This window comes from Cupriavidus sp. OTU4054 (assembly GCF_038440175.1).
Lineage (GTDB): Bacteria > Pseudomonadota > Gammaproteobacteria > Burkholderiales > Burkholderiaceae > Cupriavidus > Cupriavidus pauculus_D.
The window spans coordinates 127,561-151,152 of the sequence record NZ_JASATF010000016.1; the positions used below are offsets into that span (position 1 = coordinate 127,561).

Below are 23,592 nucleotides of genomic sequence, written 5' to 3' on the forward strand. Positions count from 1 at the left end.
CGGACGGGCGCGCCGTGGCTTTTTGGGCACAAGCGCGCCGCTTGCCGGAACCGCCCCGCTTCACCGCAGCGGCTTATCCTTGGTACAATGCAACATTAACTCCTTGATTCATAAGTGAATTTGAATCGATTTCAGGGGTTTGCGCATCTGCGGTCGAGCTGACGACAAACGACGAAGGATAAATTCAATGCAATTGGTCAAAACCTCGCGAGACAATCTGCTGCGTCCGCTGCAAATCGTGAGCGGCATCGTGGAGCGCCGCCACACACTCCCGATCCTGGCCAACCTGCTGATTCGCAAGTCCGGCTCGAACGTTTCCTTCCTGTCGACCGACATCGAGATTCAGATCACCACGCACGCCGAGTGCGGCGTCGGCAGCGACGACGTGGCCACGACCGTGGCCGCGCGGAAGCTGCTCGACATCCTGCGCGCGATGCCCGACGGCGATGTCGCGCTGTCGCTGAACGACAAGCGCATGACCGTGCAATCGGGCAAGAGCCGCTTTGCACTGCAGACGCTGGCGGCCGAGGAATTCCCGACCGTGGCGGAAGCGAGCGAGTTCAACGCGAGCGTGAGCCTGCCGCAGAAGACGTTCAAGCATCTGCTGGCGATGGTCCATTTCGCGATGGCCCAGCAGGACATCCGCTACTACCTGAACGGCATGCTGCTGGTCGTGGACGGCAAGAAGGTGATGGCCGTTGCGACCGACGGTCACCGTCTGGCGTATTGCGGTGTGGAGCTCGACACCGAAGCCACCGGTGGCGGCTCGCGTCAGGAAGTCATCATCCCGCGCAAGACGATTCTCGAACTGCAACGCCTGCTCGAGGACACGGACGATCCCGTGCAGGTGCAACTGGCCGCGAATCAGGTGAAGTTCAGCTTCGCGAACATCGAGCTGATCTCGAAGCTCGTGGAAGGCAAGTTCCCGGACTTCCAGCGCGTGATTCCGAAGGGCTACAAGAATGCGTTCGCGATCGACCGCGTGCGTCTGCAGCAGGCGCTGCAACGTACCGCGATCCTGACGACCGACAAGTTCAAGGGCGTGCGCTGCATTCTCGACACGCACACGCTGAAGATCAGCTCCACCAACGCCGATCAGGAAGAGGCGCAGGAAGAGCTGGAACTCGATTACTCGGGCGACGCGCTCGATATCGGGTTCAACGTGACCTATCTGCTCGACGTGCTGGGCAACCTGAAGAGCGAGCAGGTACAGGTCAGCCTCGGCGACTCGAATTCGAGTGCGCTGATTACCGTGCCGGACGACGACAACTTCAAGTACGTCGTCATGCCGATGCGCATCTGATCCTCCGGAATTCGGACGACAAGATACCAGCAGGGGGCCGGATCCCGTCGATCCGCCCCTTTTGCCGTTTTAGTAACCCGCTATTGCGGAACGATCGGGGCGCGCCAGCAGCAACACGCGCGCCGATTGCCGCATTTGCCGTGAGTAGGAAAACATGACCGAACAGCAGAAACCGCAACAGGAAAACACCTACGGAGCCTCTTCGATCCAGATCCTGGAAGGCCTGGAGGCGGTACGCAAGCGACCGGGCATGTATATCGGCGATACGTCCGACGGCACTGGCCTGCATCACCTCGTGTTCGAGGTGCTGGACAACTCGATCGACGAGGCGCTGGCGGGCTATTGCACCGAGATCTCGGTGACGATCCACAGCGACAACTCGATCTCGATCGTCGATAACGGCCGCGGCATTCCGCCGGCCGTGAAGTTCGACGACAAGCACGAGCCGAAACGCAGCGCCGCGGAAATCGCGATGACCGAGCTGCATGCCGGCGGCAAGTTCAACCAGAACAGCTACAAGGTGTCGGGCGGCCTGCACGGCGTGGGCGTGTCCTGCGTGAACGCGCTCTCCAAGTGGCTGCGCCTGACCGTGCGCCGCGATGGCCAGGTCAACCTGATCGAATTCTCGCGTGGCGAGGTGCAGAACCGGATCATCGAGACCGTGGAAGGCCCGGACGGCCAGCCCGTGGAAGTGTCGCCGATGAAGATCGTCGGCGCGACCGACAAGCGCGGTACCGAAGTGCACTTCCTCGCCGACGAGGAGATCTTCACGCACGTCGAATTCCACTACGAGGTGCTGTCCAAGCGCATCCGCGAGCTCTCGTTCCTGAACAACGGCGTGCATATCAAGCTCACCGACCAGCGTACGGGCAAGGAAGAGGATTTCGCGTTCTCGGGCGGCGTGAAGGGCTTCGTCGAGTACATCAACCGCGCGAAGACCGTGCTGCATCCGAACATCTTCTACGCGAACGCGGAGAGAGATGGCATTGCCGTGGAAGTGGCGATGCAATGGAACGACGGCTACAACGAGCAGGTGCTCTGCTTCACGAACAACATTCCGCAGCGCGATGGCGGTACCCACATGACGGGTCTGCGCGCGGCGATGACGCGCGTGATCAACAAGTACATCGAAGAGAACGAGATCGCCAAGAAGGCCAAGGTGGAGACCTCGGGCGACGACATGCGCGAAGGCCTGTCGTGCGTGCTCTCGGTGAAGGTACCCGAGCCGAAGTTCAGCTCGCAGACCAAGGACAAGCTGGTGTCGTCGGAAGTGCGTCTGCCGGTGGAAGAACTCGTCAGCAAGGCGCTGACGGACTTCCTGCTGGAAACGCCGACCGACGCGAAGATCATCTGCGGCAAGATCGTCGATGCGGCGCGCGCGCGCGAGGCCGCGCGCAAGGCGCGCGAGATGACGCGGCGCAAGGGCGCGTTCGATGGCATGGGCCTGCCGGGCAAGCTGGCGGACTGTCAGGAGCGCGATCCGGCGCTGTCCGAACTGTTCCTCGTGGAGGGTGACTCCGCAGGCGGCTCGGCCAAGCAGGGCCGCGACCGCAAGTTCCAGGCGATTCTGCCGCTGAAGGGCAAGATCCTGAACGTGGAGCGCGCGCGCTTCGACAAGATGCTGTCGAGCCAGGAAGTGCTGACGCTGATCACCGCGCTGGGCACGGGTATCGGCAAGGACGACTACAACCTCGAGAAGCTGCGCTACCACCGCATCATCATCATGACCGATGCGGACGTGGACGGTTCGCACATCCGTACGCTGCTGCTGACGTTCTTCTATCGCCAGATGCCGGACATCATCGAGCGTGGCTACGTGTACATCGCGCAGCCGCCGCTCTACAAGATCAAGCACGGCAAGGAAGAGCGCTACATCAAGGACGACAACGAGCTGAACGCATACCTGCTGAAGCTCGCGATGGAGAAGGCCGCGCTGATTCGTCCGGATGGCAGCGAGATCAACGGCGATGCGCTGACCGAGCTCGCCCGCCAGTATCAGCTGGCGGAAGGCGTGATCAGCCGCCTCTCGCGCATCGTGGATAGCGATGCCCTGCGCGCGATCGCGGACGGCGTCACGCTGGACCTCGATAGCGCCGCGGCGGCTGAAGCTTCGGCCGTGGCCCTCAAGGCGAAGCTCGCCGAGATGCACGCCAAGACGCTGCTGGGCGCCGCCGTCAACGACGACGGTACCGCCGACGTCTACGCACAGTTCGACGAGAAGTCCGACAAGCACCGCCTGATGATCGCGCGCCGCCACCACGGCAACGTCCGCCTCTCGCACCTCGACGCGGACTTCGTCCACGGCGCCGACTACGAGGCGCTGGCCAAGGCCGCGGCGACGTTCCAGGGCCTGATCCCCGACGGCACGAAGGTCAAGCGCGGCGAAGGCGAGAAGCAACGCGACCAGACCGTGTCCGACTTCCACCAGGCCATGCAATGGCTCCTGAGCGAAGCCGAACGCGGCGTGACGCGCCAGCGCTACAAGGGTCTCGGCGAAATGAATCCCGACCAGCTGTTCGAAACGACGCTGGACGTGACGCAGCGCCGCCTGCTGAAGGTACAGATCGAAGACGCGATCGCCGCGGACCAGATCTTCACGACGCTGATGGGCGACGAGGTGGAACCGCGCCGGAACTTCATCGAAAGCAATGCGCTGGTGGCGCGGAATATTGACGTTTGATGATGTCGGATGTCACGAAACGTGAGATCTCTGCCAAGTTGTTGAGAACTCTGTGACGTGGAAATTGAGAAAAAGCCGCCTTCTGGCGGCTTTTTTTTTGCCTAGTGTTTCGAGGGGATTACGGCCCCCTTATCGCTGGCTCTGGATTGAAGCGAACCGCCGGTGACAGGGTGAAGGACTCGCGCATGTCGCGTGCCTCCTCAACCGGTGTTCGCCCGAAAAGCCGCTTGAACTCCCTGCTGAACTGCGAAGTGCTCTCGTAGCCCACTCGTCCCGCTGCTGCCGCCGCGGTGACGCCGTCGCGAATCATCATCAGGCGCGCTTGATGAAGGCGGGTGGACTTGATGTACTGGATTGGCGACGTCTGGGTCACCGTGCGGAAGTTGGCGTGAAATGCCGGCACGCTCATGCCGGCCTCTTCGGCCAGGCGGGACACGTTCAATGGCGTCGCATAATCGGCATGGATGCGCTTCAGCGCTCTTGCGACGCGGCCGAAGCGCCCGTGGTGAGCGAGAGCGGCACGCATCGCGCCTCCCTGTGCCCCCGTCAACACGCGGTAGCAGATTTCCCGTACCAGGCCGGGCCCCAGAATCCGAGCATCCATCGGGACCGTCAATGTCTCCAGCAACCTGACGGTTGCATCGGCCAGATTCTCGTCAAGCCCCGTAGACACCATGCCGTTGGGCGGTGCCTGAGGCAGATCTCCTGCCGCCCCGATCTGCGTGATCAGTTCGCTGAGTTCGAGGAGGTCCAGACGGATGGACACCGCCAGCATGGGTTCCTCTGGCGAAGCCTGGGTTTCCGTGGAAAACGGCAGCGGTACCGACAGTACGAGATAGTGCTGCGCGTCGTAGACATAGACCTCATTGCCCAGAAAGCCAAGCTTGCGGCCCTGGCACACGATCACGATGCTCGGCTCGTACAGCACCGGTGTGCGCCCAAGGGGCCGATCCGAACGCATCAGCCGCACGCTATCGAGCGTCGACTGCGTGTAGCCCTCGTTGGGCGCCAGTTTCTCGATCAGACGAACCATCCTGACGGAAGCGGGGGAGCGGACCTTGGACACAAAGCCTCCTCTTGTTTGCCTGCAGCCGCCATTCTAGCCCGCCTTGCACACCGTACCAGCCGGTTCAATAGGAACAGGCAATAACGGCATCGGTCCGTGTATTCGCCTGCAGGCAGGTCATCCCTAACATTCATGCACCGGCCGAACGAACCGTACCGCTTCATTGGAGGCCGAAACGCAACTGCTGAGCGCGCTGCATCAAGCGCCGACCTCCGCGGCCAGATCCGAACCAACGATAGGAGTATGCAACATGGCAATCGTAGCCAACGAATCGAAAGTCATTCTGATCACCGGGGCGAGCAGCGGCATTGGCGAGGGCGCCGCGCGCCTGCTGGCCGCGCAGGGACACCGGCTCGTGATCGGTGCACGCCGGACCGACCGGCTCGCCGGGTTGGCGGCATCGATCGAAGCCTCCGGCGGCGTGGTGTGTTACCGCGAGCTCGACGTGACCTCGGCCGGCGACGTGGCGGCATTCGCCCAATTCGCGCTTGATGCCTTCGGTCGCATCGACGTCCTGATCAACAACGCGGGCGTGATGCCGCTTTCGCCGCTCAACGCGCTGAAGGTCGGCGAGTGGGACCGGATGATCGACGTGAACATTCGTGGCGTGCTGCATGGCATTGCCGCCGTGCTGCCGACGATGGAAACGCAAGGGATGGGCCAGATCATCAATATTTCTTCGATTGGCGGGCTCTCCGTGTCGCCGACTGCCGCGGTCTATTGCGCCACCAAGTTCGCCGTGCGCGCTATCTCCGATGGGCTGCGCCAGGAAACCGACAAGATCCGCGTGACGGTGATTTGCCCCGGCGTCGTGGAATCCGAACTGGCCGACTCGATCTCCGACGACACCGCGCGCAGGGCGATGCAGGAGTTCCGTCGCATCGCCATCACCCCTGACGCGATCGCACGTGCCATCGCCTACGCGGTGGAGCAGCCCGCCGACGTCGACGTCAGCGAGATCGTCGTACGGCCCACCGCCAGCCCGTTTTGATCCATCCCGGCACGGGACCCAAATCAATCAGGAGAACATCATGACATCACGAAACACGACAAGCGGTGCCTTCGCAGGCAAGGTCGCCATCGTCACCGGTGCAGCCAGTGGTATCGGCCTGGCGACCACCGAACTGCTTCACGCCGAAGGGGCGAATGTGATTGCCGTCGAGCGCAGCAGCAACGTCGAAGCGCTGGCGCGACCTGGCATCGTTCCCGTCGTCGCCGATGTGGCGCGAGAGGAAAGCGCCGTGCAGGCCGTTACCACGGCAATCGACCGCTTTGGCAAGCTCGACATCCTCGTCAACAACGCGGCGGTCATCATCAACAAGCCGCTGGTGGATATGTCGCTGGAAGACTGGAATGGCATCCAGGCCGTCAATGCCACGGGCGCTTTCCTGTTCTCGCGGGAAGCCATGCGCGCCATGCTGCCGGCAAAGACGGGGGCCATCGTCAACGTGGGGTCCTACGCCTGCTATCAGGCCTTTCCGCTCATCGCAGCGTATGCGGCATCCAAGGGCGCACTTGCTCAGTTGACGCGGGCGCTCTCGCTGGAAGCCATCGAACACGGTATTCGCGTGAATGCGGTGGGCTCCGGCGATGTCATCACCAACATTACCAACCACATCCATGCGGACGGCCAGGCCTTCCTTGCCGAGCATGGCAAGAAGGCACCGATCCGCCGCGCGGCACAGCCGAAGGAAATCGCCGAGGTGATCGCCTTCCTCGCATCGGAAAAGGCCAGCTTTATCGTCGGCGCCGTAGTCATGGCCGACGGTGGGATGAGCGTGGCCCTGCCTTGATCCACGTCTTGGCCGCGTAAGTATCTGAAGGCATCTGACGTGCCGAGAAAGAAAACCGCCCTCGGGCGGTTTTCTTCATGACCTTCAACGCGAGCGGCTTCCTGCGTTGTGCAACGACGAAGCGCTCGCGCCTCCGAACCGCATCTCGGCATTCGGGTCGATGCGCGATGCCGGCATCGGCTTGCCGATGAAATAGCCTTGCACGGCGTCGCAGCCGAGTTCCTTGACGAGGGCAAACTGCGTTTCGGTCTCGATGCCTTCCGCGACCGTTCTGATGCCGAGCGCGCGCGCGAGCGCGACCATGGCTTCGACCATCGCACGCGCCCGAGGGCAGGTTTCCTTGACGGTGAGTTCCTGCACGAACGACTTGTCGATCTTGATGCGATCGACAGGCAATCGCGTGAGGTATGCGAGGCTGGAGTAGCCGGTGCCGAAGTCGTCGAGAGAGACGGTCACGCCGAGCTGTCGTACCGCGGAAAGCGCGCGCGACGCGGTCGCGAAGTCGCTCATGACGACCGTCTCGGTCACCTCGATGTCCAGTACGGAGGCGCATACGCCGGCCGCTTCGGCCGCCTCGAGAACCAGTGTGGCGAGATCGCCGTTCTGGATCGTCGTGGCCGAGAGATTGACGGCGACCTTGAACGGCGGACGGCTCGCCGCCTGCCATGCCGCCGCCTGACGGAACGCATTGCGAATGAGCCAGTCGCCGGTCGCCTCGTAAGCCGGCGATGCAAGCAGCACGTCGAGGAAATCGATTGGCGTGAGCAGCCCGAGTTGCGGATGGTTCCATCGCAAGAGCGCTTCGGCACCGTAGACGCGGCCGGTATGCAGATCCAGCTGTGGCTGATAGTGCAGTTCGAACTGGCGCGCGGCGCTCGCACTCTCCCGATCTGCGCGTAGCCGCCGGCGATGCGAGAGGCGCAGCGCGTCCTCCTTGCCGAACGACCACACCTGCGAGCCGCCCGCGCGTTTCGCGTGATACATCGCGATGTCCGCATTGCGCAGGAGTTCTCCGGCATTCGCCGCCGAAACGGGATAGCGCGCCACGCCTATGCTGGCCCCCACCGAAGCCCGCGCGCACGACGTCAAGATGGGCTCGCGCAAGCGTACGACGACTTCATGCGCGACGCGTGGGGCCTCGTCCTCGGGCGCGTCGACGAGAAAAATCACAAACTCGTCCCCGCCGATGCGCGACACGGTCCCGCCTTCGCCACACATGCCGGAAAGACGCTCGCCGATGGCACGCAGTACGTCATCGCCCGCGACATGGCCGAACGAGTCGTTCGTATCCTTGAAGCGGTCAAGGTCGATGAAGAGCAGATCGACGGAAGCGGCCGTGCCTTCATCGACGAGACGGTTCAGGCGCAACAACAGTTCCCGCCGGTTGATGAGACCGGTCAGTTCGTCATGCGTCGCCTGGCGCAACAGGCGTTCGGAGATGGCGCGCGCTTCGGTGACATCGCGGACGAGCACGATGATTCCGTCGTCGCTGGGGAACGCCCGCACTTCAAACCAGGTATCGAGCGGAGCGTAGAAGTCGGTCGCGGTGCTGGGCGTACCCGTCTCGGCGGCCTGGCGATAGGCTTTTTCGTAGCTCGACCCGAGGAGGTCCGGATATTCGGCCCAGATCTCGCGGCCCAGCAGGTCCGCGGACTGACGCTTGAGCAGCCGCTCGGCGGTATGGTTGATATTCCGAAATTTCCACTCTCGGTCGAGCGACATGACGCCGTCCGTGATGTGATCGAGTATTTGAAAACTTCCCACGTCCGCGCTTCTCCGTATTCGACCGGTGCGACGGCGCCGGTAATGTCTGCGATAACTGACAGGGCATATCGTAAGAGGAAATTCGCATGATGGCGATCATTCAGCGCCGGCGCCAAGGTGCGGCTTGCTGGCACGAGGCCCTTCAAACGGCGGTTTGAGCGATTTTCCGGCCGCCTGGCCGGGCGCTCGTGACCCGTACCGCGAGAAACCATCGGGAGGCTGTTCATCCGCCATTCAGATATCGATGCACGAGCGCCACACACATGGCGCCTTCACCGACGGCAGATGCGACGCGCTTGATCGACGCATGGCGGACGTCTCCCGCAGCGAACACGCCCGGCATACTGGTCTCGAGATAAAGCGGAGCGCGGTCGAGCGGCCATCGCGGGTCGGGCTCGAACTCGCGCAGGTCTGGACCGGTGACGAGGTAGCCGGCTTCGTCCCGCACGATCCCCACGTGCGTGGCCCACTCTGTCTGCGGTAAGCCACCGATGCAGACGAAGAGGCAGTGCGCCTTGACCTTGCGGTGCTGGCCGGTGCGCATATCGGTCAGCGTGATTTCACGCAACGTCTCGTCGCCGTGGAGCGCCGTGACTTCGGTGCATGGGATGACTTCCACATTGGGTGCCGAGGTCACACGGTCCACCAGATATTGCGATAGCGTGCGCTTCAGCGAGGCGTCGCGCACGATCATGAAAACGCGATGGGCGGACTGCGCGAAGTACATTGCCGCCTGGCCTGCCGAGTTGCCGCCTCCGACAATATAGGCATCTTCGCCGTGCGTCAGTGCCGCTTCACTCGCCCCGGCACCATAGTAGAGGCCCGAGCCAAAGAAGCGATCCTCGTCAGGCAGCCCTAGCTTGCGATACGCCACGCCCGTGGCGCAGATCGACGTTCGCGCCGTGATGCGAGTACCGTCTTCCAGATAGACGATGCCCTTTCCTGGCGGAAACTCCGCACGGATGCCCGCGCGTGCAAGCAGTATCTCGGCCCCGAACCTCACCGCCTGGGCGCGAGCGCGCTCGGCGAGCTCCCAGCCACCGATGCCATCGGGAAAGCCCAGGTAGTTCTCGATCTTCGAGCTGCTACCTGCCTGACCGCCGACCGCCCACCGTTCCACCAGTACCGTGCGCAATCCCTCCGATGCCCCGTACACCGCCGCGCTCAGTCCCGCGGGGCCGGCGCCGTAGATGGCGAGGTCGTACTCCGATCGTGAGGGGTTGGCGAACCAGCCGAGCTTTTCCGTGATCTGACGGATGGTCGGGCATTCGAGCCGTGTGCCGTCATGGAAGACACACACGGGCAGGCGCGCATCGGTCAGGTCCTGCACGCCAGCAAGCGATGCAGCATCGTCGTCGCAAGTGAGCTCGATCCATTCGAAAGGAATGTCGCTGCGATGAAGGAAGTCGCGAATTGCGTAGCCGGTGGCTGTACGCCTTCTCCCGTAGATCTTTACCATGAAGGTGGCTCCAGGTCCGTCGTCCGTGCCAGTCAGGACGCCAATACCAACCACCATAGGGGTGCGGTGGAGCACGCGTCTTCCCCGATCCTGCTCCGGTTTGTCCGAATTCTGCAGTGCCTTCCGAGCATGCAATGACTGATGGTTCAGGGCGGATATGCCGCGCTATTCGTGCGGCATTCCGGACACCCTCCGGATCTCCTCGGCCACGATCGCGATCAGCGCGTCGGCGGCCGTGCCGAGCGGACGCTGCGGATGGCTCACGCATACCAGATGGCGCACGATGCGCGGCGCCAGGATCGGATAAATGCGCAGCCTGCCCTCGGTCACCGCCCGCTGCACCACGATGCGCGGCAGCACCGTGGCAAAGCGCGTGGCCTCGACGAACTGCATGATCGTGCCGAGGATATCGATCTCGAACTTTGGCTGCAGCGTGACACCTTCGACCTGCGTCGCGGCGTCTATCACGCCGCGCAGGCCATGACGTTTGGTGGGCAACACCAGTTCCAGTCCGGGCAGCTTGGCGAGTTCGACCGCCGCCGGCAGTTCCACGCCATGCTCGGTACTGGTGACCAGCACCATTTCCTCGTCGTGCAGGGTCTGCACATGGAGCGAGAGCTTGCCACGGGGCTTATGCACCACCGCGGCGTCGAGATGGCCGGCGGAGACCAGGTCGATCAGCGTGGCACTGAATCCGTCCGCGACGGACACCTCCATATTCGGGTAGCGCGCGTTGAAGCGGGCCAGCGACCCCACCAGCACGCTTTCCGTCTCCGACGCCACCATGCCGATGGAGATGCTGCCGGCCACCTGCTCTTCGCGTTGCATCAGTTGCTGCCGCGCATTGGCGAGGTCTCGCGTGATCGGCAGGAACAGCCGGTACATCATGCGGCCGGCGGCGGTCGGGACCATCCCGTGCGGGATGCGATCGAACAGCTTCTGGCCGAACTCTTCCTCCAGCTTGGCGATCTGCATGCTCAGTGCTGGCTGCACGATGTTCATGCGCTTGGCCGCACGTGTGACGGAGCCATCTTCGAAGAGCGCGATGAAGTACTGAATTTGTTTGAGGTCCATGCGCTTCTCGCTATCAGTCTTAATGATGCAGTCGATCAATAAACAATATTATAACTAATACCAGATTCTCACTAAGCTCCTGTTCAAGGCTGCAGGAACCGCGGATTCGTCCGTCGGATCCCGCGGACAGAATGGAGACAGGCATGAGAATCAAAGATGCTGGCGGCATGACCGGCAAGATCGAGGAGACCCGCGCGTCGGCCGGGCGCCAGCGTCATGTGGGCCGCCCGCATGTGGGCCGATCGATGGAGCGGCTCGAGGACGCTGCGATCCTGACAGGCCGTGGCCGCTATGGCGATGACCTGGGCGTGAAGCCCGGCACCCTGCACGCCGCCATCGTGCGTTCCCCGCATGCGCATGCCGAACTCGGCCGTATCGATGCCTCCGCCGCGCTCGACGCACCGGGCGTGCACGCGGTGCTGACCGGCGCGGACCTCGTGGCCTGGTCGCGTCCCTTCGTGGTGGCCGTGAAAGCCCCCATGGAGCAATGGGCGCTGGCCATGGACCGCGTGCGCTATGTGGGCGAGCCGGTGGCCGTGGTCGTGGCAGAAAGCCGCGCCCTCGCCGAAGACGCGCTCGATCTGGTGCGCGTCACTTACGACGTGCTGCCGCCCGTGGTATCGATCGAAGCGGCGCTGGGCGACGATGCGCCCGTCCTGCATCCCGGCGTGGGCGCCAATGTCGTGAGCGATCGCCACTTCCGCTACGGCGAGCCCGAAGCCGCTTTCGCCGCGGCCCCGCACCGGGTCACGCTGACCGCCCACTATCCGCGCAACACCTGCACGCCGATCGAATGCGGCGTGGTGATCGCGGAGTGCCTGCCCGGCGACGAAGGCTACGACGTCACCTCCAATTTCATGGGGCCGTTCTCGTTGCATGCGGTGATGGCGATGGTGCTCAAGGTGCCCGCCAACCGGCTGCGCCACAAAGCCCCGCGCGATTCCGGCGGCAGCTTCGGCGTGAAGCAGGCCGTGTTTCCCTACGCGGTGCTGATGTGCCTGGCGTCCCGCAAGGCCGGCGCGCCCGTGAAGTGGGTGGAAGACCGGCTCGAGCACCTCAGCGCCGCCACCTCCGCCACCGCGCGGCTGTCCACACTGGAAGCCGCGGTGAACGCCGATGGCCGCATCGTGGCGCTCTCCTATGACCAGGTCGAAGACTGCGGCGGCTACCTGCGCGCCCCGGAGCCCGCCACCTTCTATCGCATGCATGGCTGTCTGACCGGCGCCTACGACATCCCCAACCTGCTGGTGCGCAACCGGGTGGTGATGACCAACAAGACACCCACCGGGCTGGTGCGTGGCTTTGGCGGGCCGCAGGTGTATTTCGCGCTGGAGCGGCTGGTCCAGCGCATCGCAACGCAGCTCGGACTCGATCCGCTCGACGTCTATCGCCGCAACTTCGTTGCTGCCGATGCCTTCCCCTATCGCGCGGCGGCCGGGGCGTTGCTGGATTCCGGTAACTACCAGCAAGCGCTGACGCGCGCGCTGGAAGACGGCGGCTATGCCGAGCTGACGCGCCGCCGCGACGCCGCGCGCGCCGAGGGCCGGTTATATGGCATAGGCTTTGCCGCCATCGTGGAGCCGTCCGTCTCCAACATGGGCTACATCACCACCGCCATGCCGGCCGAGGCGCGCAAGAAAGCGGGCCCGAAGAATGGCGCCATCGCCAGCGCCACGGTCAGCGTGGATCTGCTTGGCGGTGTGGTGGTCACGATTGCCTCGACGCCGGCCGGACAGGGGCATATGACCGTGTGCGCGCAGGTGGTGGCCGACGTGCTGGGCGTGGCCCCGGCCGAGGTGGTGGTGAACGTCGAGTTCGATACCCACAAGGATGCGTGGTCGGTGGCCGCCGGCAATTACTCCAGCCGCTTTGCCGGCGCGGTGGCCGGCACCGTGCATCTGGCCGCCCAGCGGGTACGCGACAAGCTGGCGCGCATCGCGGCGCCGCAGTTCGGCTGCACGCCTGGCGAGGTGGAGTTCGCGGACGGCCATATCGCCCGGCATGGCGCACCCGAATCCGCACTGCCCTTCGCGCGTGTCGCGAGCAACGCGCCCCACTGGTCGCCGCAGCAATTGCCGGAGGGAGAAGAGCCTGGCCTGCGCGAGACGGTCTTCTGGTCGCCGCCCAATCTGGAAGCGCCCGATGACAACGACCGCATCAACACCTCCGCCGCCTATGGTTTCGCCTTCGATATGTGCGGCGTGGAGATTGACCGCGCCACGGGCCGCGTGCGTATCGACCGCTACGTGACCGCGCATGACGCCGGCACGCTGCTGAACCCGGCGCTGGCCGATGGCCAGATCCGCGGGGCTTTCGCGCAGGGGCTCGGCGCGGCATTGATGGAGGAGTTCCGCTATGGCGCCGACGGGAGCTTTCAGTCCGGCACGCTGGCCGACTATCTGATGCCGACCACCTGCGAAGTGCCCGATCCGGTGATCGTGCATCTGGAAACGCCGAGCCCTTTCACGCCGCTCGGCGCGAAGGGCCTTGGCGAGGGCAACAACATGAGCACGCCGCCCTGCATCGCGAACGCGGTGGCGGACGCGCTCGGCGTCGACGATATCCGCCTGCCGCTGACCCCGGCGAAGGTGATGGCCATGGTGGGCTTCGACGATCCGCCACCGTCGCGCCCCGAGCTGCTGGAAGCCATGCGGGATGCTGCCGTGCCTGCCGCCCGCAGGGGCAGTGGCAAGGCGCTCACCGCGCGCGGCACGGTGGATCTCGACGCCACACCCGAAGCCGTATTCGCCGTGCTGCTGGACCCGCAGGCGCTGGCCAGGGTCGTGCCCGGCTGCCACGCGCTGGAGCGCACCGCAGAAAACCATTACCGCGCCGATGTCACGGTCGGGGTCGGGATGATCAAGGCGCGCTTCGAGGCGGAGATCGCCCTGTCGGACCTCGATCCCCCGCACCGGCTGCGGCTAGCGGGCGCCGGCATGTCCTCGCTGGGCAGCGCGCGCGGCGCGGGCCTGGTGGAACTGGCGCCGCAGGGCAGCGGCACGCGCCTCAGTTACGACTACGAGGCCGAGGTCACCGGCAAGGTCGCGGCCGTGGGCGGTCGCATGCTGGAAGGCGCGGCCAAGGTGGTGCTGCGTCAGTTGTTCGAATCGCTCGGCCGCCAGGCCGCCGGCAAGCCGGTACGCCCGCAAGGCTGGCTTGACCGCCTGCTGGCTCGTTTGGGAGTTCGCCGATGAAACCATCCGCATTCGATTACCTGCGCGCCGAATCCACGCAGCACGCGCTCGATGCGCTTGCACGTGGCGGCGAGGGCGCGCGCGTGCTGGCCGGTGGCCAGTCGCTGATGGCGGTACTCAACATGCGCCTGGCACAGCCAGAACTGCTGATCGATATTTCGCGGACCGCCGAGCTGAATACGGTGCGCGTGGATGGCGGTCACCTGGCGGTGGGTGCCGCGGCCACACAGGGCAGTGTCGAATGGCGCGCCACGCTGGCCGACGAGGTGCCGCTGCTGGCGATGGCCCTTCCGTTTATCTCGCATTTCCAGATTCGCAACCGGGGCACCGTGTGCGGCTCCGTGGCGCATGCCGATCCGAGCGCGGAATTGCCACTGGTGCTGACGGCGCTGGGCGGCGAAGTGGTGCTGCGCGCCGCGCGGCGCCACCGCGTATTGCCGGCGGCCAGCTTCTTCCAGGGCATGTTGATGACGGCACGCGAGCCCGACGAGCTGGTGGAAGCGGTGCGCTTTCCGCTGCGGCGCCCCGGCGCGCGCTACGGCTTTGCCGAATTCTCCGCGCGCCACGGCGATTTCGCGCTCGTGTCCTGCGCGGCCACCGTGACCGATGACGCGATCGCGCTGGCGGTTGGCGGCGTGGCGGACCGGCCGGTGCTGGAAACCTGGCCCCGTCTTCAGGGCAAGGATCTCGAGGCCGCCATCAACGATTTCAGTTGGAAACTGGGCGCGCAAGACGACGCCCACATCAGCGCGCAGTACCGCCGGCATCTGGTGCGGCAACTGGGCAAGCGTGTGATCGAGGAGGCAAGATGAGCAAGACCACCAAGGGCGCCGGATCCGGCAAGCCCGCCGAGGTGATGCAGCGCCACGAGCAGCGGCGCATCACTCTGACCCTGAACGGCCGTGCGCGCAGCGGCCATTGCGAGCCGCGCGAGCTGCTGTCGGATTTTCTGCGCCACGAGCTCGGTGCCACCGGCACTCATGTGGGCTGCGAGCACGGTGTGTGCGGCGCATGCACGGTACGCGTCGACGGCGTTGCCGCGCGCTCTTGCCTGATGCTGGCGGTGCAGGCGGAGCACCGGTCCATCGATACCGTCGAGGGACTGGCGCCGGCCGGGCAGCTCGGCGACCTGCAGGACGCCTTCCGCCGCCACCACGCGTTGCAGTGCGGCTTCTGCACGGCGGGCATCCTGATGTCTTGCGCGGACTATCTGGAGCGCGTGCCGGAGCCCAGCGAGGCGCAGGTGCGCGACATGCTATCCGGCCACCTGTGCCGCTGTACGGGCTATACGCCGATCGTGGCGGCAGTGCTCGACGTGGCGGCCGGTCGTGCCCGCGCGCGCGCCGCCGATCACGATGCAACGCGCCTGGAGGCTTGCGATGCTTGATCTGGGCCGCACCTTCCTCCAGAGCGTGGAGCGCAGTCCGCACACGCCCGCCATTGTCGATGGCGACCTGATGCTGACCTACGCGCAATGGTACGAGCGCATTCGATGCGTGGCCTCCGGCCTGCGCAAGCTTGGCCTGGCCCCAGGCGACCGATTGCTGGCCGTGCTGCAAAACCGCTGGGAAATGGCCACGCTGCACTGGGCCTGCCAGTTCGCCTCGATCGTGATGGTGCCGCTGAACTGGCGCGCGAAGCCGGAGGAGCTCGAATACTGCGTGCAGGATGCCGGCGTCAAGGCCGTGGTGTTCGAGCCGGTCAGCGCCGATGCGGTGCTGGCCAGCCCCGCGGCGCGGGCCGTGCCCCGCATTGCGCTGGACGGCGCGGCGGGCGGCGCGATGTCCTTCGCCGCGCTGCTGGACGGCGCCGCGCAGCATGACGGCCCGGTCGCCGAGGCGGGCGACCTCTCGCTGATGCTCTACACCTCCGGCACCACCGGCAAGCCCAAGGGCGTGCCGCGCCGCCACCAGCAGGAGCGTGCCGCGGCGCTGGCGCATGTGGCCCAGAACCTGTATCGCCGCGGTGAACGCACCCTTGGCGTCATGCCCCTCTACCACACCATGGGCGTGCGATCGCTGCTGGCCATGGCGCTGGTGGACGGCCTGTTCGTCTGCGTGCGGCGCTGGAACGCCGCGCTGGCACTCCAGGAGATCGCCACCCACCGAATCACCTGCCTGTATCTGGTGCCCACGCTGTACCACGACCTGCTGGCCGCCCCGGGGTTCGATGCCGCCCTCGTGCGCAGCGCGACCAAGCTCGGCTTTGCTGGCGCCTCGATGAGCGACGACCTGTTGCGCCGTCTTGCGATGGCGTTCGAGCCGGAACTGTTCGTGAACCACTACGGCTCGTCCGAGGTTTACACGTTCAGCGTGGACCAGCGCGCCACCCGCAAGCCCGGCAGCGCCGGGCGCGCCGGAATCAACACGCGCCTGCGCGTGGTGCGCCTCGATGCGCGCTCACCCGACGATCTGGCCGCTTGCGGCGAGGAGGGCCAGATCATCGCCGATCTGCGCGGCGACGAGGCTTTCGAGGGCTACTGGAACCGCGACGACGCCAATGCGAAATCGCTGCGCGACGGCTGGTACTTCACGGGCGACACCGGCTACTTCGATGCCGAGGGCGACCTCTTCGTCAGCGGCCGGGTGGACGACATGATCATCAGCGGCGGCGAGAACGTGTCTCCGGTCGATATCGAATCCGTGCTGTCGCTTCATCCGGCGGTGGACGAGGTGGCGGTGGCGGGCGTGCCGGACCCGCGCTGGGGGCAGAAGGTGGTGGCGTTCGTCAAGCCGCGCGGCAACGTGGACGCACAGGCTCTCGATACCTACTGCCGTGGCTCGGACCTGGTGAACTTCAAGCGCCCGCGCGATTACGTGTTCGTGAAGGAGATCCCCAAGTCGCCGGTCGGCAAGATCCTCCGCCGCAAGCTCTCCGCCGGCGAGTACGAGCACGTCACCCCGCACGTCTCCCCGCACGTCACCCCTTCCGGCGACCCCACCCTCAACCCCAATCCCAATCAGGCAGCGGACGCCACGCCTGCCGACACGATCAAGGAGTAAAACATGACCCAGGCAACCGAACTGATTCATCCCGACCAGCAACGTCTGCAAGAGCTCGACGGCTTCTCCGTGGAGATCGACGCCGCGCGCGAGCGTGCGGACATCATCCTGCACCGCCCGCCGTACAACGTCATTGCCATGGCGGCGCGCGACCAGTTGCGCGCCGTCATCGAAGCGCTCGATGCCGACGAGCGCGTGCGCGTGATCGTGCTGCGCTCGCAGGGGGAGCACTTCTCCAGCGGCGGCGATATCAAGGGCTTTCTGGAGGCGTCGCCCGAGCACGTCTCGCAGCTGGCTTGGAACGTTGCAGCGCCGGCGCGCTGCAGCAAGCCGGTGATTGCCGCCAACCGCGGCTATTGCTTTGGCGTGGGCTTCGAACTGTCGCTGGCCTGCGACTTCCGCATTGCCACCGAGACCACGCAGTACGCGCTGCCGGAGCAGAAGCTCGGGCAGATTCCTGGCTCGGGCGGCTCGGCGCGCCTGCAGAAGATGGTGGGCATCGGCCGCACCAAGGACATCGTGATGCGCTCGCGCCGTATCTCGGGCAAGCAAGCCTATGAGTGGGGCATCGCGGTGGAGTGTGTCGCCGACGCGGAACTGGAAGCCGCCACCGATGCGCTGGTCGACGAGCTGCGCAGCTTCTCCCCGCTGGCGCAGCGTACCGCCAAAAAGCTGCTCAACGACACCGAAGACGCGCCGCTGTCCATCGCCATCGAGCTGGAAGGGCATTGCTATAGCCGCCTCCGCAGCTCCGACGATTTCCGCGAGGGCGTGGAAGCGTTCCACGGCAAGCGCAAGCCGGCGTTCACCGGCAGCTGACGCAATCGGGGGGCGCCTGACGGCAACGAACCGCCACGCGCCACCGCTGCCGCATTGATCGGGGCAGAGATCCAAATCAAAGGAGACAGACAACTATGGAAGCCGTAGCAAAGACGAGGACGGACACGATCGACGATACGCTGCCAGCGGCGAGCAATCGCCAGGTGCTTGGTGCGGTGACGGCGTCGTGCATGGGATGGGCGCTGGACCTGTTCGACCTGTTCATTCTGCTGTTCGTGGCGCCTGTGATCGGCAGGCTGTTTTTTCCGTCGGAACATGCCATGCTGTCGCTGGCGGCCGTGTACGCGTCGTTTGCGGTGACGCTGCTGATGCGTCCGCTCGGCTCCGCGATCTTCGGCTCCTATGCCGATCGCCGCGGGCGCAAGGGCGCGATGGTCGTTGCGGTGACCGGCGTTGGCTTGTCCACGGCGGCGTTCGGGCTGCTGCCCACGGTGGCACAAGTGGGACTGCTTGCGCCGGGCTTGTTCATCCTGCTGCGCCTGGTGCAGGGGATCTTTGTCGGCGGCGTGGTGGCCTCCACCCACACCATCGGTACGGAATCGGTGCCGCCGTCCTGGCGCGGCGCCGTGTCGGGACTGGTCGGTGGCGGTGGCGCGGGCATCGGGGCGCTGCTGGCTTCCATCACCTACATGGCAATGACCGCGCTGTTTCCCGGCGATGCGTTCGACGTCTGGGGTTGGCGCTGCATGTTCTTCGCCGGCATCATCAGCGCGGTGCTCGGCCTGATCATCTTCAATTCGCTCGAGGAGTCGCCGCTGTGGAAGCAGTTGCAGGCGGCCAAGGGCCGCACCGCACCGGCCGACGCCCCGTTGCGCGTCTTGTTCTCCAGCAAGTACCGCGGCGTCCTCGTTGTCAATATCCTGCTCACGATGGGCGGCGGCAGCGCCTACTACCTGACTTCAGGCTATCTGCCATCCTTCCTCAAGATCGCGGTGAACGCGCCGGCGGGCGCGTCCGCGGCCATTCTGATGGCCAGCAGTGCCGGCGTCATCGTGGCATCGATCTTTGCCGGTCACCTCAGCACGCTGATCGGTCGCCGGCGATGCTTCCTGCTGATCGGTGCCTTGAATCTGGTGCTGCTGCCGTGGATCTATCAACAGATGCCCGCAGCGCAGGACGTCATCACGCTTGGCATGTATGCCACAGCGCTGGCGATGCTCGGCTGCATGGGTTTTTCCCCGATCCTTATTTTCCTGAACGAACGGTTCCCGACCAGCATCCGTGCCACGGGGACTGGGCTGTCATGGAATATCGGCTTCGCGATCGGCGGGATGATGCCAACCTTCGCATCGCTGTGCGCCAGCACCCCCGCCGACCTGCCGAGGGTACTCGGAATCTTCGTCGCCGCGGTCACTGCCATTTACCTGGCTGGCGCGGTGATCGTGCCGGAAACCATCGGGCGCCTTGGAGAAAAGTGAGGCGGGCGCGCGGCGAGGGAGCGCCAGGCGACCAATAAAAATGGCCAGCATTTGCTGGCCATTTTTTCTACACATGCTGCCGCGTTACTGCGGGCTTTGCAGGCTTTGCAGTTCCTGCGTGAACGTCTTGGTGTAAGCCGCGTTCGAGAAGCCCGTGGCGTACGCGTTGTTCGATACCCACCTCACGGTGCGGCCAAGTTCCGGCGACCACCAGCCCGTGATCGTTTCCGAGTACGTTGCCGTGCCGAGGTTGCCGTTCGGCAGCAGGCTGTCGTTCGAGTTCGTGTACGTGATCACGAAGTTGACGCGCAGCGCGTTGTACGTGCCGGCGGCGACCGTGACCGGCTCGTAGCCCACCACGGTTGCCGTCACGTTGCCCGTCTCGCGATAGCCGGCCACGCAGCTGTAGTTCCACGTGTCGGTCCACGACTTGCCGACGTACATCGGGAAGGTGAACAGGGTGCGCTTGGGCGTGTACGTGCACAGGTTGCCGTTGCTGAGGAACGTGCGGGTCAGGCGGTTGCCGTCGAGGTTCTGCGTGTAGCGTACGTCCGGCGTGTTCGTGTCGGCGTTGACGCTGTCGACCGTGACGATACCGTTGGCGACGGCCGTCGTCGTGTAGGCAATGTGTTGCGTGCTGACGGTGCCGCCGAGGCGTGTCGTGGTTTCGGTGAGCGTGGCTACCGTGCCGACCTTCGGCGCGGGCACCGTGTAGCGTTGCGGTGCCACCGTCAGGTTCAGCTTGAACACCTTGCTGGCATCGCTCACCAGCGTGCCCGTGAGCTGGATGGTGTCGCCGGTCGGGCTGATCAGGTTGCCCGACCAGACCGTTTCGCTTTGCGACTGGTTCGTCAGCGTCGTCAGGTTGCTCGTGATGACCGCTTGCCACCTGACCGGCGCGCCCGTGCGCAGCGTGATGAAATCGCCCGACTGCACGTTGAGCGTCGCGGTCTGGCCGCTGCCGACGGTTGTCCCTTGCGTGCTGCTGCCCGTAGCGCTCACATTCAGCGAGCTGCCGGCGTCATCCCCACCACCACCGCAAGCACAAAGCATTGCAGCCAGCGCACAGCTGGCCATCCACTTACCCATTGCCTTCATGATTTCCCCTAACGTTTTTGTTTGTTTTGTCGATTGGCCCGAATTTGGTGACCGGCTCTCGATCAGGGGGAGATTCTAGAGAAGAGTGGTGTATGCGGCGCTCCCAACGTCAGGGGGATTGCCGCTTTATCGATATATTGTTGATAAAAGATACATACAAGACATCTACGTGCCGACTCGGCTGTCAGCGCCAGAACAGGCTGCTTACCAGTACCAGCGTGCCGAACAGCGCGCCAAGCATGCCGAGGGATTCGCGCAGGCCGCTGCGTTCGCGCCGGCGCGTGGGCGCGGATGGGGCTGGAGTAGTATCTGCAGCATGGACGCTTCGTTGGACGCTGGCCGGCATGGCTATTCTCGTGAGTGGAGTCGATGGGATGCATCATGCGGGCCGCAACCTGAACGGCGGCTGAGCATGGCGTTCAGGTTGCGTTCAGCTTCGGCGCGTCAGGATGACGCCATGGCTACCAGAACCTTCCATCTCCGCAATGCCGCGATCGCCCTCTCCATGGCGGCGACGCTCGGCGTGCTGTCCGTGACCTCGTACCCCGCGATGGCCGACACCGATGCCGATCGGGCGCGGGCCGCGCTCAGGGCCGGCGAGATCGTGCCGCTGGCGCGCGTGCTCGATGCCGTCAATCGCACCTACAACGGCGACGTGCTCGACGTGGAGCTCGATCACGACGACGGCCAGTGGATCTACGAGGTGAAGCTGCTGCTGCCCGATGGGGGCGTGTCCAAGCTCAAGTACGACGCGCGGACCGTGGCGCTGATCAAGAGCAAGGGCGCGAAGCTCGACGGCGCGCGAAAGGCGCCCTGACATGCGCATCCTGGTGGTGGAGGATGAACCCGACCTGGCGCGGCAACTCGAGCAGTCGCTCGTGGCGGCGGGGTTTGCCGTGGACGTGGCCGCCGATGGACTCGATGGCTGGCACCTTGGCAGCGAGAACCCCTACGACGCCGCGATTCTCGATCTCGGCCTGCCGTCGCTCGACGGCTTGTCCGTCCTGCGGCGCTGGCGCGAAGCGGGATCGGAGATGCCGGTGCTGATCCTCACCGCGCGCGACAGCTGGGTGGAGAAGGTCGAGGGGATCGATGCGGGCGCCGACGACTACCTGACCAAGCCGTTCCGCATGGAGGAGCTGCAGGCGCGCATCCGCGCACTGATTCGCCGCGCGTCGGGCAAGCTCGCGCCCGTGCTCGCCTGTGGGCCGATCGAACTGAACCCGCGCACGGGCACCGTGTCGGTCGCCGGCGCGGTGGTCTCGCTCACGAGCCACGAGTTTCGCGTGCTCGATTACCTGATGCACCATCAGGACGAGATCGTGAGCAAGACCGCGCTGACCGAGCATATCTACGCGCAGGACTTCGACCGCGACAGCAATACCATCGAGGTGTTCATCGGCCGGCTGCGCAAGAAGCTCGACACCGATCGCATCGAGACCGTGCGCGGCCGCGGCTATCGCATGAAGTCCGCGCAGGCATGACGGCGCCGGCGCAATCCCCCACGCGCTCGATCGCGCGACGGCTGTTCGCGGTCTCCACGCTATGGGTGATCGGCGCGCTCGTCACGACGGGCCTGATCCTGTCCGCGCTGTTCGAGCGCCATGTCGATCAGACCTACGCCAGCCAGCTCAATCGTGAAGTGACGAGCCTCGCGGGGTCGCTTGAATGGACACCCGCCGGCGTGCTCGTGAACACGCGCACGCCGGCCGATCCGCGCTATGAGCGCCCCTACTCCGGCGCCTACTGGCACGCGGTCGGCGGCAAGTCCGAAGTACGTTCGCGCTCGCTATGGGATGCCGAGTTCCCCGCGAAGATGGATCGCGAGGTGCCGACGACGGATGCCTACGTGGCCACGGGGCCGCGCGATCAGTCGCTGATGGTGATGACGCGCACGGTGCGGCTGGAAGGCACGGGGACGCCGGGCCCGCAGGGAGCACAGGGGACAGCGATGCCGCCCGTCACGATCGGCGTGGCGATCGACCGTACCGAACTGCGCGCGGCCAAGCGCTCGTTCCGCAATCTGCTGTGGCTGTCGCTCGCGGTGCTCGGCGTGGGCCTGGTGGCCGCCGTCGTCGCGCAGATCAGCTTCGGCCTGTTGCCGCTCAGGCGGTTGCGCGAAGCGTTGGTCTCCATGCACCGGCAGCGCGAAACGACGCTCGGCGGCACATGGCCCAGCGAAGTGATTCCGCTCGTCGATGAAATCAACAAGCTGCTCGCGCGCAATGCCGAGGCCGTCGCGCGCTCGCGGCGCCAGGCCGCGGATCTCGCGCATGCGGTCAAGACCCCACTGGCCGTGCTGACGAACGATATCGATCGCCTGCCGCCCGAAGAGCGGCATCGCATGGCCGAGCAGTTCGACGTCATGCGCAGGCAGGTCGATCGCCATCTGGCCCGCGCGCGTGCCGCCGGTGCCACGCGCGATGCGGGGCTGGTGCCCGTGCACGACGTGGCGGGCTCGCTCGTGCACGCGCTGCGCAGACTGCATGGCGAACGCGCGCTCGATATCGAGGCGGAGGGCGAAGGGATGTTCCCCGGCGACCGGCAGGACCTGATCGAGATGCTCGGCAACCTGCTCGACAACGCATGCCGCTGGGCGCGGCACAGCGTGCGTCTGCGCGTGGCGCAGCGCGACGATGCGCTGGAGATCGAGGTTGCCGACGACGGCCCTGGCATTCCGGACGAGGCGCGCGAGGCCGTGATGTCACGCTTTGTGCGGCTCGACGAGCAGGCCGAAGGCAGCGGACTCGGGCTGGCGATCGTGCGCGATATCAGCGCGCTGTATGGCGGCGAACTGCAACTTGCACGGGCGCGCGAAGGCGGGCTTTCGGCGCGGTTGCGCTTTCCGTCGGGTGGATGAGCGCGGTTAAAAAAAAGCTCCCCGGAGGGAGCCGCAGTCCT

19 protein-coding genes are annotated in these 23,592 nt (G+C 65.2%); 13 read left to right on the forward strand and 6 right to left on the reverse strand.

Annotated elements, in window-relative coordinates; all coding sequences use genetic code 11:
- Positions 1–187: 187 nt before the first annotated feature.
- Both dnaN and gyrB read left to right on the forward strand, forming a co-directional pair.
- Complete coding sequence (gene dnaN, locus AAHB16_RS19400; RefSeq protein WP_150373277.1) at positions 188–1,303, forward strand: DNA polymerase III subunit beta; 1,116 nt, start codon at positions 188–190, stop codon at positions 1,301–1,303.
- 154 nt (positions 1,304–1,457) lie between these two features.
- Positions 1,458–3,983, forward strand: coding sequence for a DNA topoisomerase (ATP-hydrolyzing) subunit B (gyrB, locus tag AAHB16_RS19405; protein WP_342051756.1), 2,526 nt, complete (start codon positions 1,458–1,460; stop codon positions 3,981–3,983).
- A gap of 118 nt (positions 3,984–4,101) precedes the next feature.
- On the opposite strand, the gene AAHB16_RS19410 is transcribed toward gyrB, so the two are convergent.
- Positions 4,102–5,016 (reverse strand): AraC family transcriptional regulator, encoded by a 915-nt coding sequence (locus AAHB16_RS19410; protein ID WP_150373925.1) that lies wholly within the window; start codon positions 5,014–5,016, stop codon positions 4,102–4,104.
- Positions 5,017–5,299: 283 nt separating this feature from the next.
- Here AAHB16_RS19410 and AAHB16_RS19415 point away from each other — a divergent pair, with 283 nt between their 5' ends.
- Both AAHB16_RS19415 and AAHB16_RS19420 read left to right on the forward strand, forming a co-directional pair.
- Complete coding sequence (locus AAHB16_RS19415; protein ID WP_342051757.1) at positions 5,300–6,040, forward strand: SDR family oxidoreductase; 741 nt, start codon at positions 5,300–5,302, stop codon at positions 6,038–6,040.
- Between the two features lie 40 nt (positions 6,041–6,080).
- On the forward strand, positions 6,081–6,842 hold the full coding sequence (locus AAHB16_RS19420; protein WP_150373924.1) for an SDR family NAD(P)-dependent oxidoreductase: 762 nt from the start codon (positions 6,081–6,083) through the stop codon (positions 6,840–6,842).
- Between the two features lie 84 nt (positions 6,843–6,926).
- On the opposite strand, the gene AAHB16_RS19425 is transcribed toward AAHB16_RS19420, so the two are convergent.
- The 3 genes from AAHB16_RS19425 to AAHB16_RS19435 form a co-directional block, all read right to left on the reverse strand.
- Entirely contained in the window at positions 6,927–8,606 is a 1,680-nt protein-coding gene (locus AAHB16_RS19425) for a putative bifunctional diguanylate cyclase/phosphodiesterase (RefSeq protein ID WP_342051758.1), read from the reverse strand.
- A gap of 223 nt (positions 8,607–8,829) precedes the next feature.
- Positions 8,830–10,065: an NAD(P)/FAD-dependent oxidoreductase gene (locus AAHB16_RS19430; protein ID WP_342051759.1), complete on the reverse strand. Its 1,236-nt coding sequence runs from the start codon at positions 10,063–10,065 to the stop codon at positions 8,830–8,832.
- A 165-nt stretch (positions 10,066–10,230) separates the two neighbouring features.
- Positions 10,231–11,139, reverse strand: a complete 909-nt coding sequence (locus AAHB16_RS19435) for a LysR family transcriptional regulator (RefSeq protein WP_150373269.1) — start codon at positions 11,137–11,139, stop codon at positions 10,231–10,233.
- Between the two features lie 143 nt (positions 11,140–11,282).
- Here AAHB16_RS19435 and AAHB16_RS19440 point away from each other — a divergent pair, with 143 nt between their 5' ends.
- The 6 genes from AAHB16_RS19440 to AAHB16_RS19465 all read left to right on the forward strand — a co-directional run bounded on the left by AAHB16_RS19440 (position 11,283) and on the right by AAHB16_RS19465 (position 19,593).
- Positions 11,283–14,333 (forward strand): xanthine dehydrogenase family protein molybdopterin-binding subunit, encoded by a 3,051-nt coding sequence (locus AAHB16_RS19440; RefSeq protein WP_342051760.1) that lies wholly within the window; start codon positions 11,283–11,285, stop codon positions 14,331–14,333.
- Positions 14,330–15,145: an FAD binding domain-containing protein gene (locus tag AAHB16_RS19445; RefSeq protein WP_342051761.1), complete on the forward strand. Its 816-nt coding sequence runs from the start codon at positions 14,330–14,332 to the stop codon at positions 15,143–15,145. Before AAHB16_RS19440 ends, AAHB16_RS19445 begins: the two co-directional genes overlap by 4 nt.
- Complete coding sequence (locus AAHB16_RS19450) at positions 15,142–15,720, forward strand: (2Fe-2S)-binding protein (RefSeq protein WP_150373264.1); 579 nt, start codon at positions 15,142–15,144, stop codon at positions 15,718–15,720. Before AAHB16_RS19445 ends, AAHB16_RS19450 begins: the two co-directional genes overlap by 4 nt.
- Positions 15,713–17,335 carry an AMP-binding protein gene (locus tag AAHB16_RS19455; protein WP_342051762.1) on the forward strand — a complete coding sequence of 541 codons (1,623 nt, stop codon included), beginning with the start codon at positions 15,713–15,715 and terminating at the stop codon, positions 17,333–17,335. Before AAHB16_RS19450 ends, AAHB16_RS19455 begins: the two co-directional genes overlap by 8 nt.
- A 3-nt stretch (positions 17,336–17,338) precedes the next feature.
- Positions 17,339–18,154, forward strand: a complete 816-nt coding sequence (locus AAHB16_RS19460) for an enoyl-CoA hydratase/isomerase family protein (protein ID WP_150373261.1) — start codon at positions 17,339–17,341, stop codon at positions 18,152–18,154.
- A 95-nt stretch (positions 18,155–18,249) separates the two neighbouring features.
- Positions 18,250–19,593, forward strand: a complete 1,344-nt coding sequence (locus AAHB16_RS19465) for an MFS transporter (protein WP_342051763.1) — start codon at positions 18,250–18,252, stop codon at positions 19,591–19,593.
- An 84-nt stretch (positions 19,594–19,677) separates the two neighbouring features.
- Here the strand turns inward: AAHB16_RS19465 and AAHB16_RS19470 are convergent, their stop codons facing one another.
- The gene (locus tag AAHB16_RS19470; RefSeq protein WP_150373257.1) at positions 19,678–20,595 is read right to left on the reverse strand and encodes a hypothetical protein; all 918 of its coding nucleotides are present in this window, start codon (positions 20,593–20,595) and stop codon (positions 19,678–19,680) included.
- A gap of 280 nt (positions 20,596–20,875) precedes the next feature.
- The gene (locus AAHB16_RS19475) at positions 20,876–21,037 is read right to left on the reverse strand and encodes a hypothetical protein (RefSeq protein ID WP_191002157.1); all 162 of its coding nucleotides are present in this window, start codon (positions 21,035–21,037) and stop codon (positions 20,876–20,878) included.
- A gap of 111 nt (positions 21,038–21,148) precedes the next feature.
- Between AAHB16_RS19475 and AAHB16_RS19480 the strand changes: the two genes are divergently transcribed.
- From AAHB16_RS19480 to AAHB16_RS19490, 3 genes are read left to right on the forward strand one after another with little or no spacing between them, the layout of a single operon-like run.
- Positions 21,149–21,508, forward strand: coding sequence for a PepSY domain-containing protein (locus tag AAHB16_RS19480; protein ID WP_223851347.1), 360 nt, complete (start codon positions 21,149–21,151; stop codon positions 21,506–21,508).
- Between the two features lies 1 nt (position 21,509).
- On the forward strand, positions 21,510–22,175 hold the full coding sequence (locus AAHB16_RS19485; protein WP_342051764.1) for a response regulator transcription factor: 666 nt from the start codon (positions 21,510–21,512) through the stop codon (positions 22,173–22,175).
- Complete coding sequence (locus AAHB16_RS19490; protein WP_342051765.1) at positions 22,172–23,551, forward strand: sensor histidine kinase; 1,380 nt, start codon at positions 22,172–22,174, stop codon at positions 23,549–23,551. The genes AAHB16_RS19485 and AAHB16_RS19490 overlap by 4 nt, the downstream gene beginning before the upstream one ends.
- Positions 23,552–23,592 lie beyond the last annotated feature (41 nt).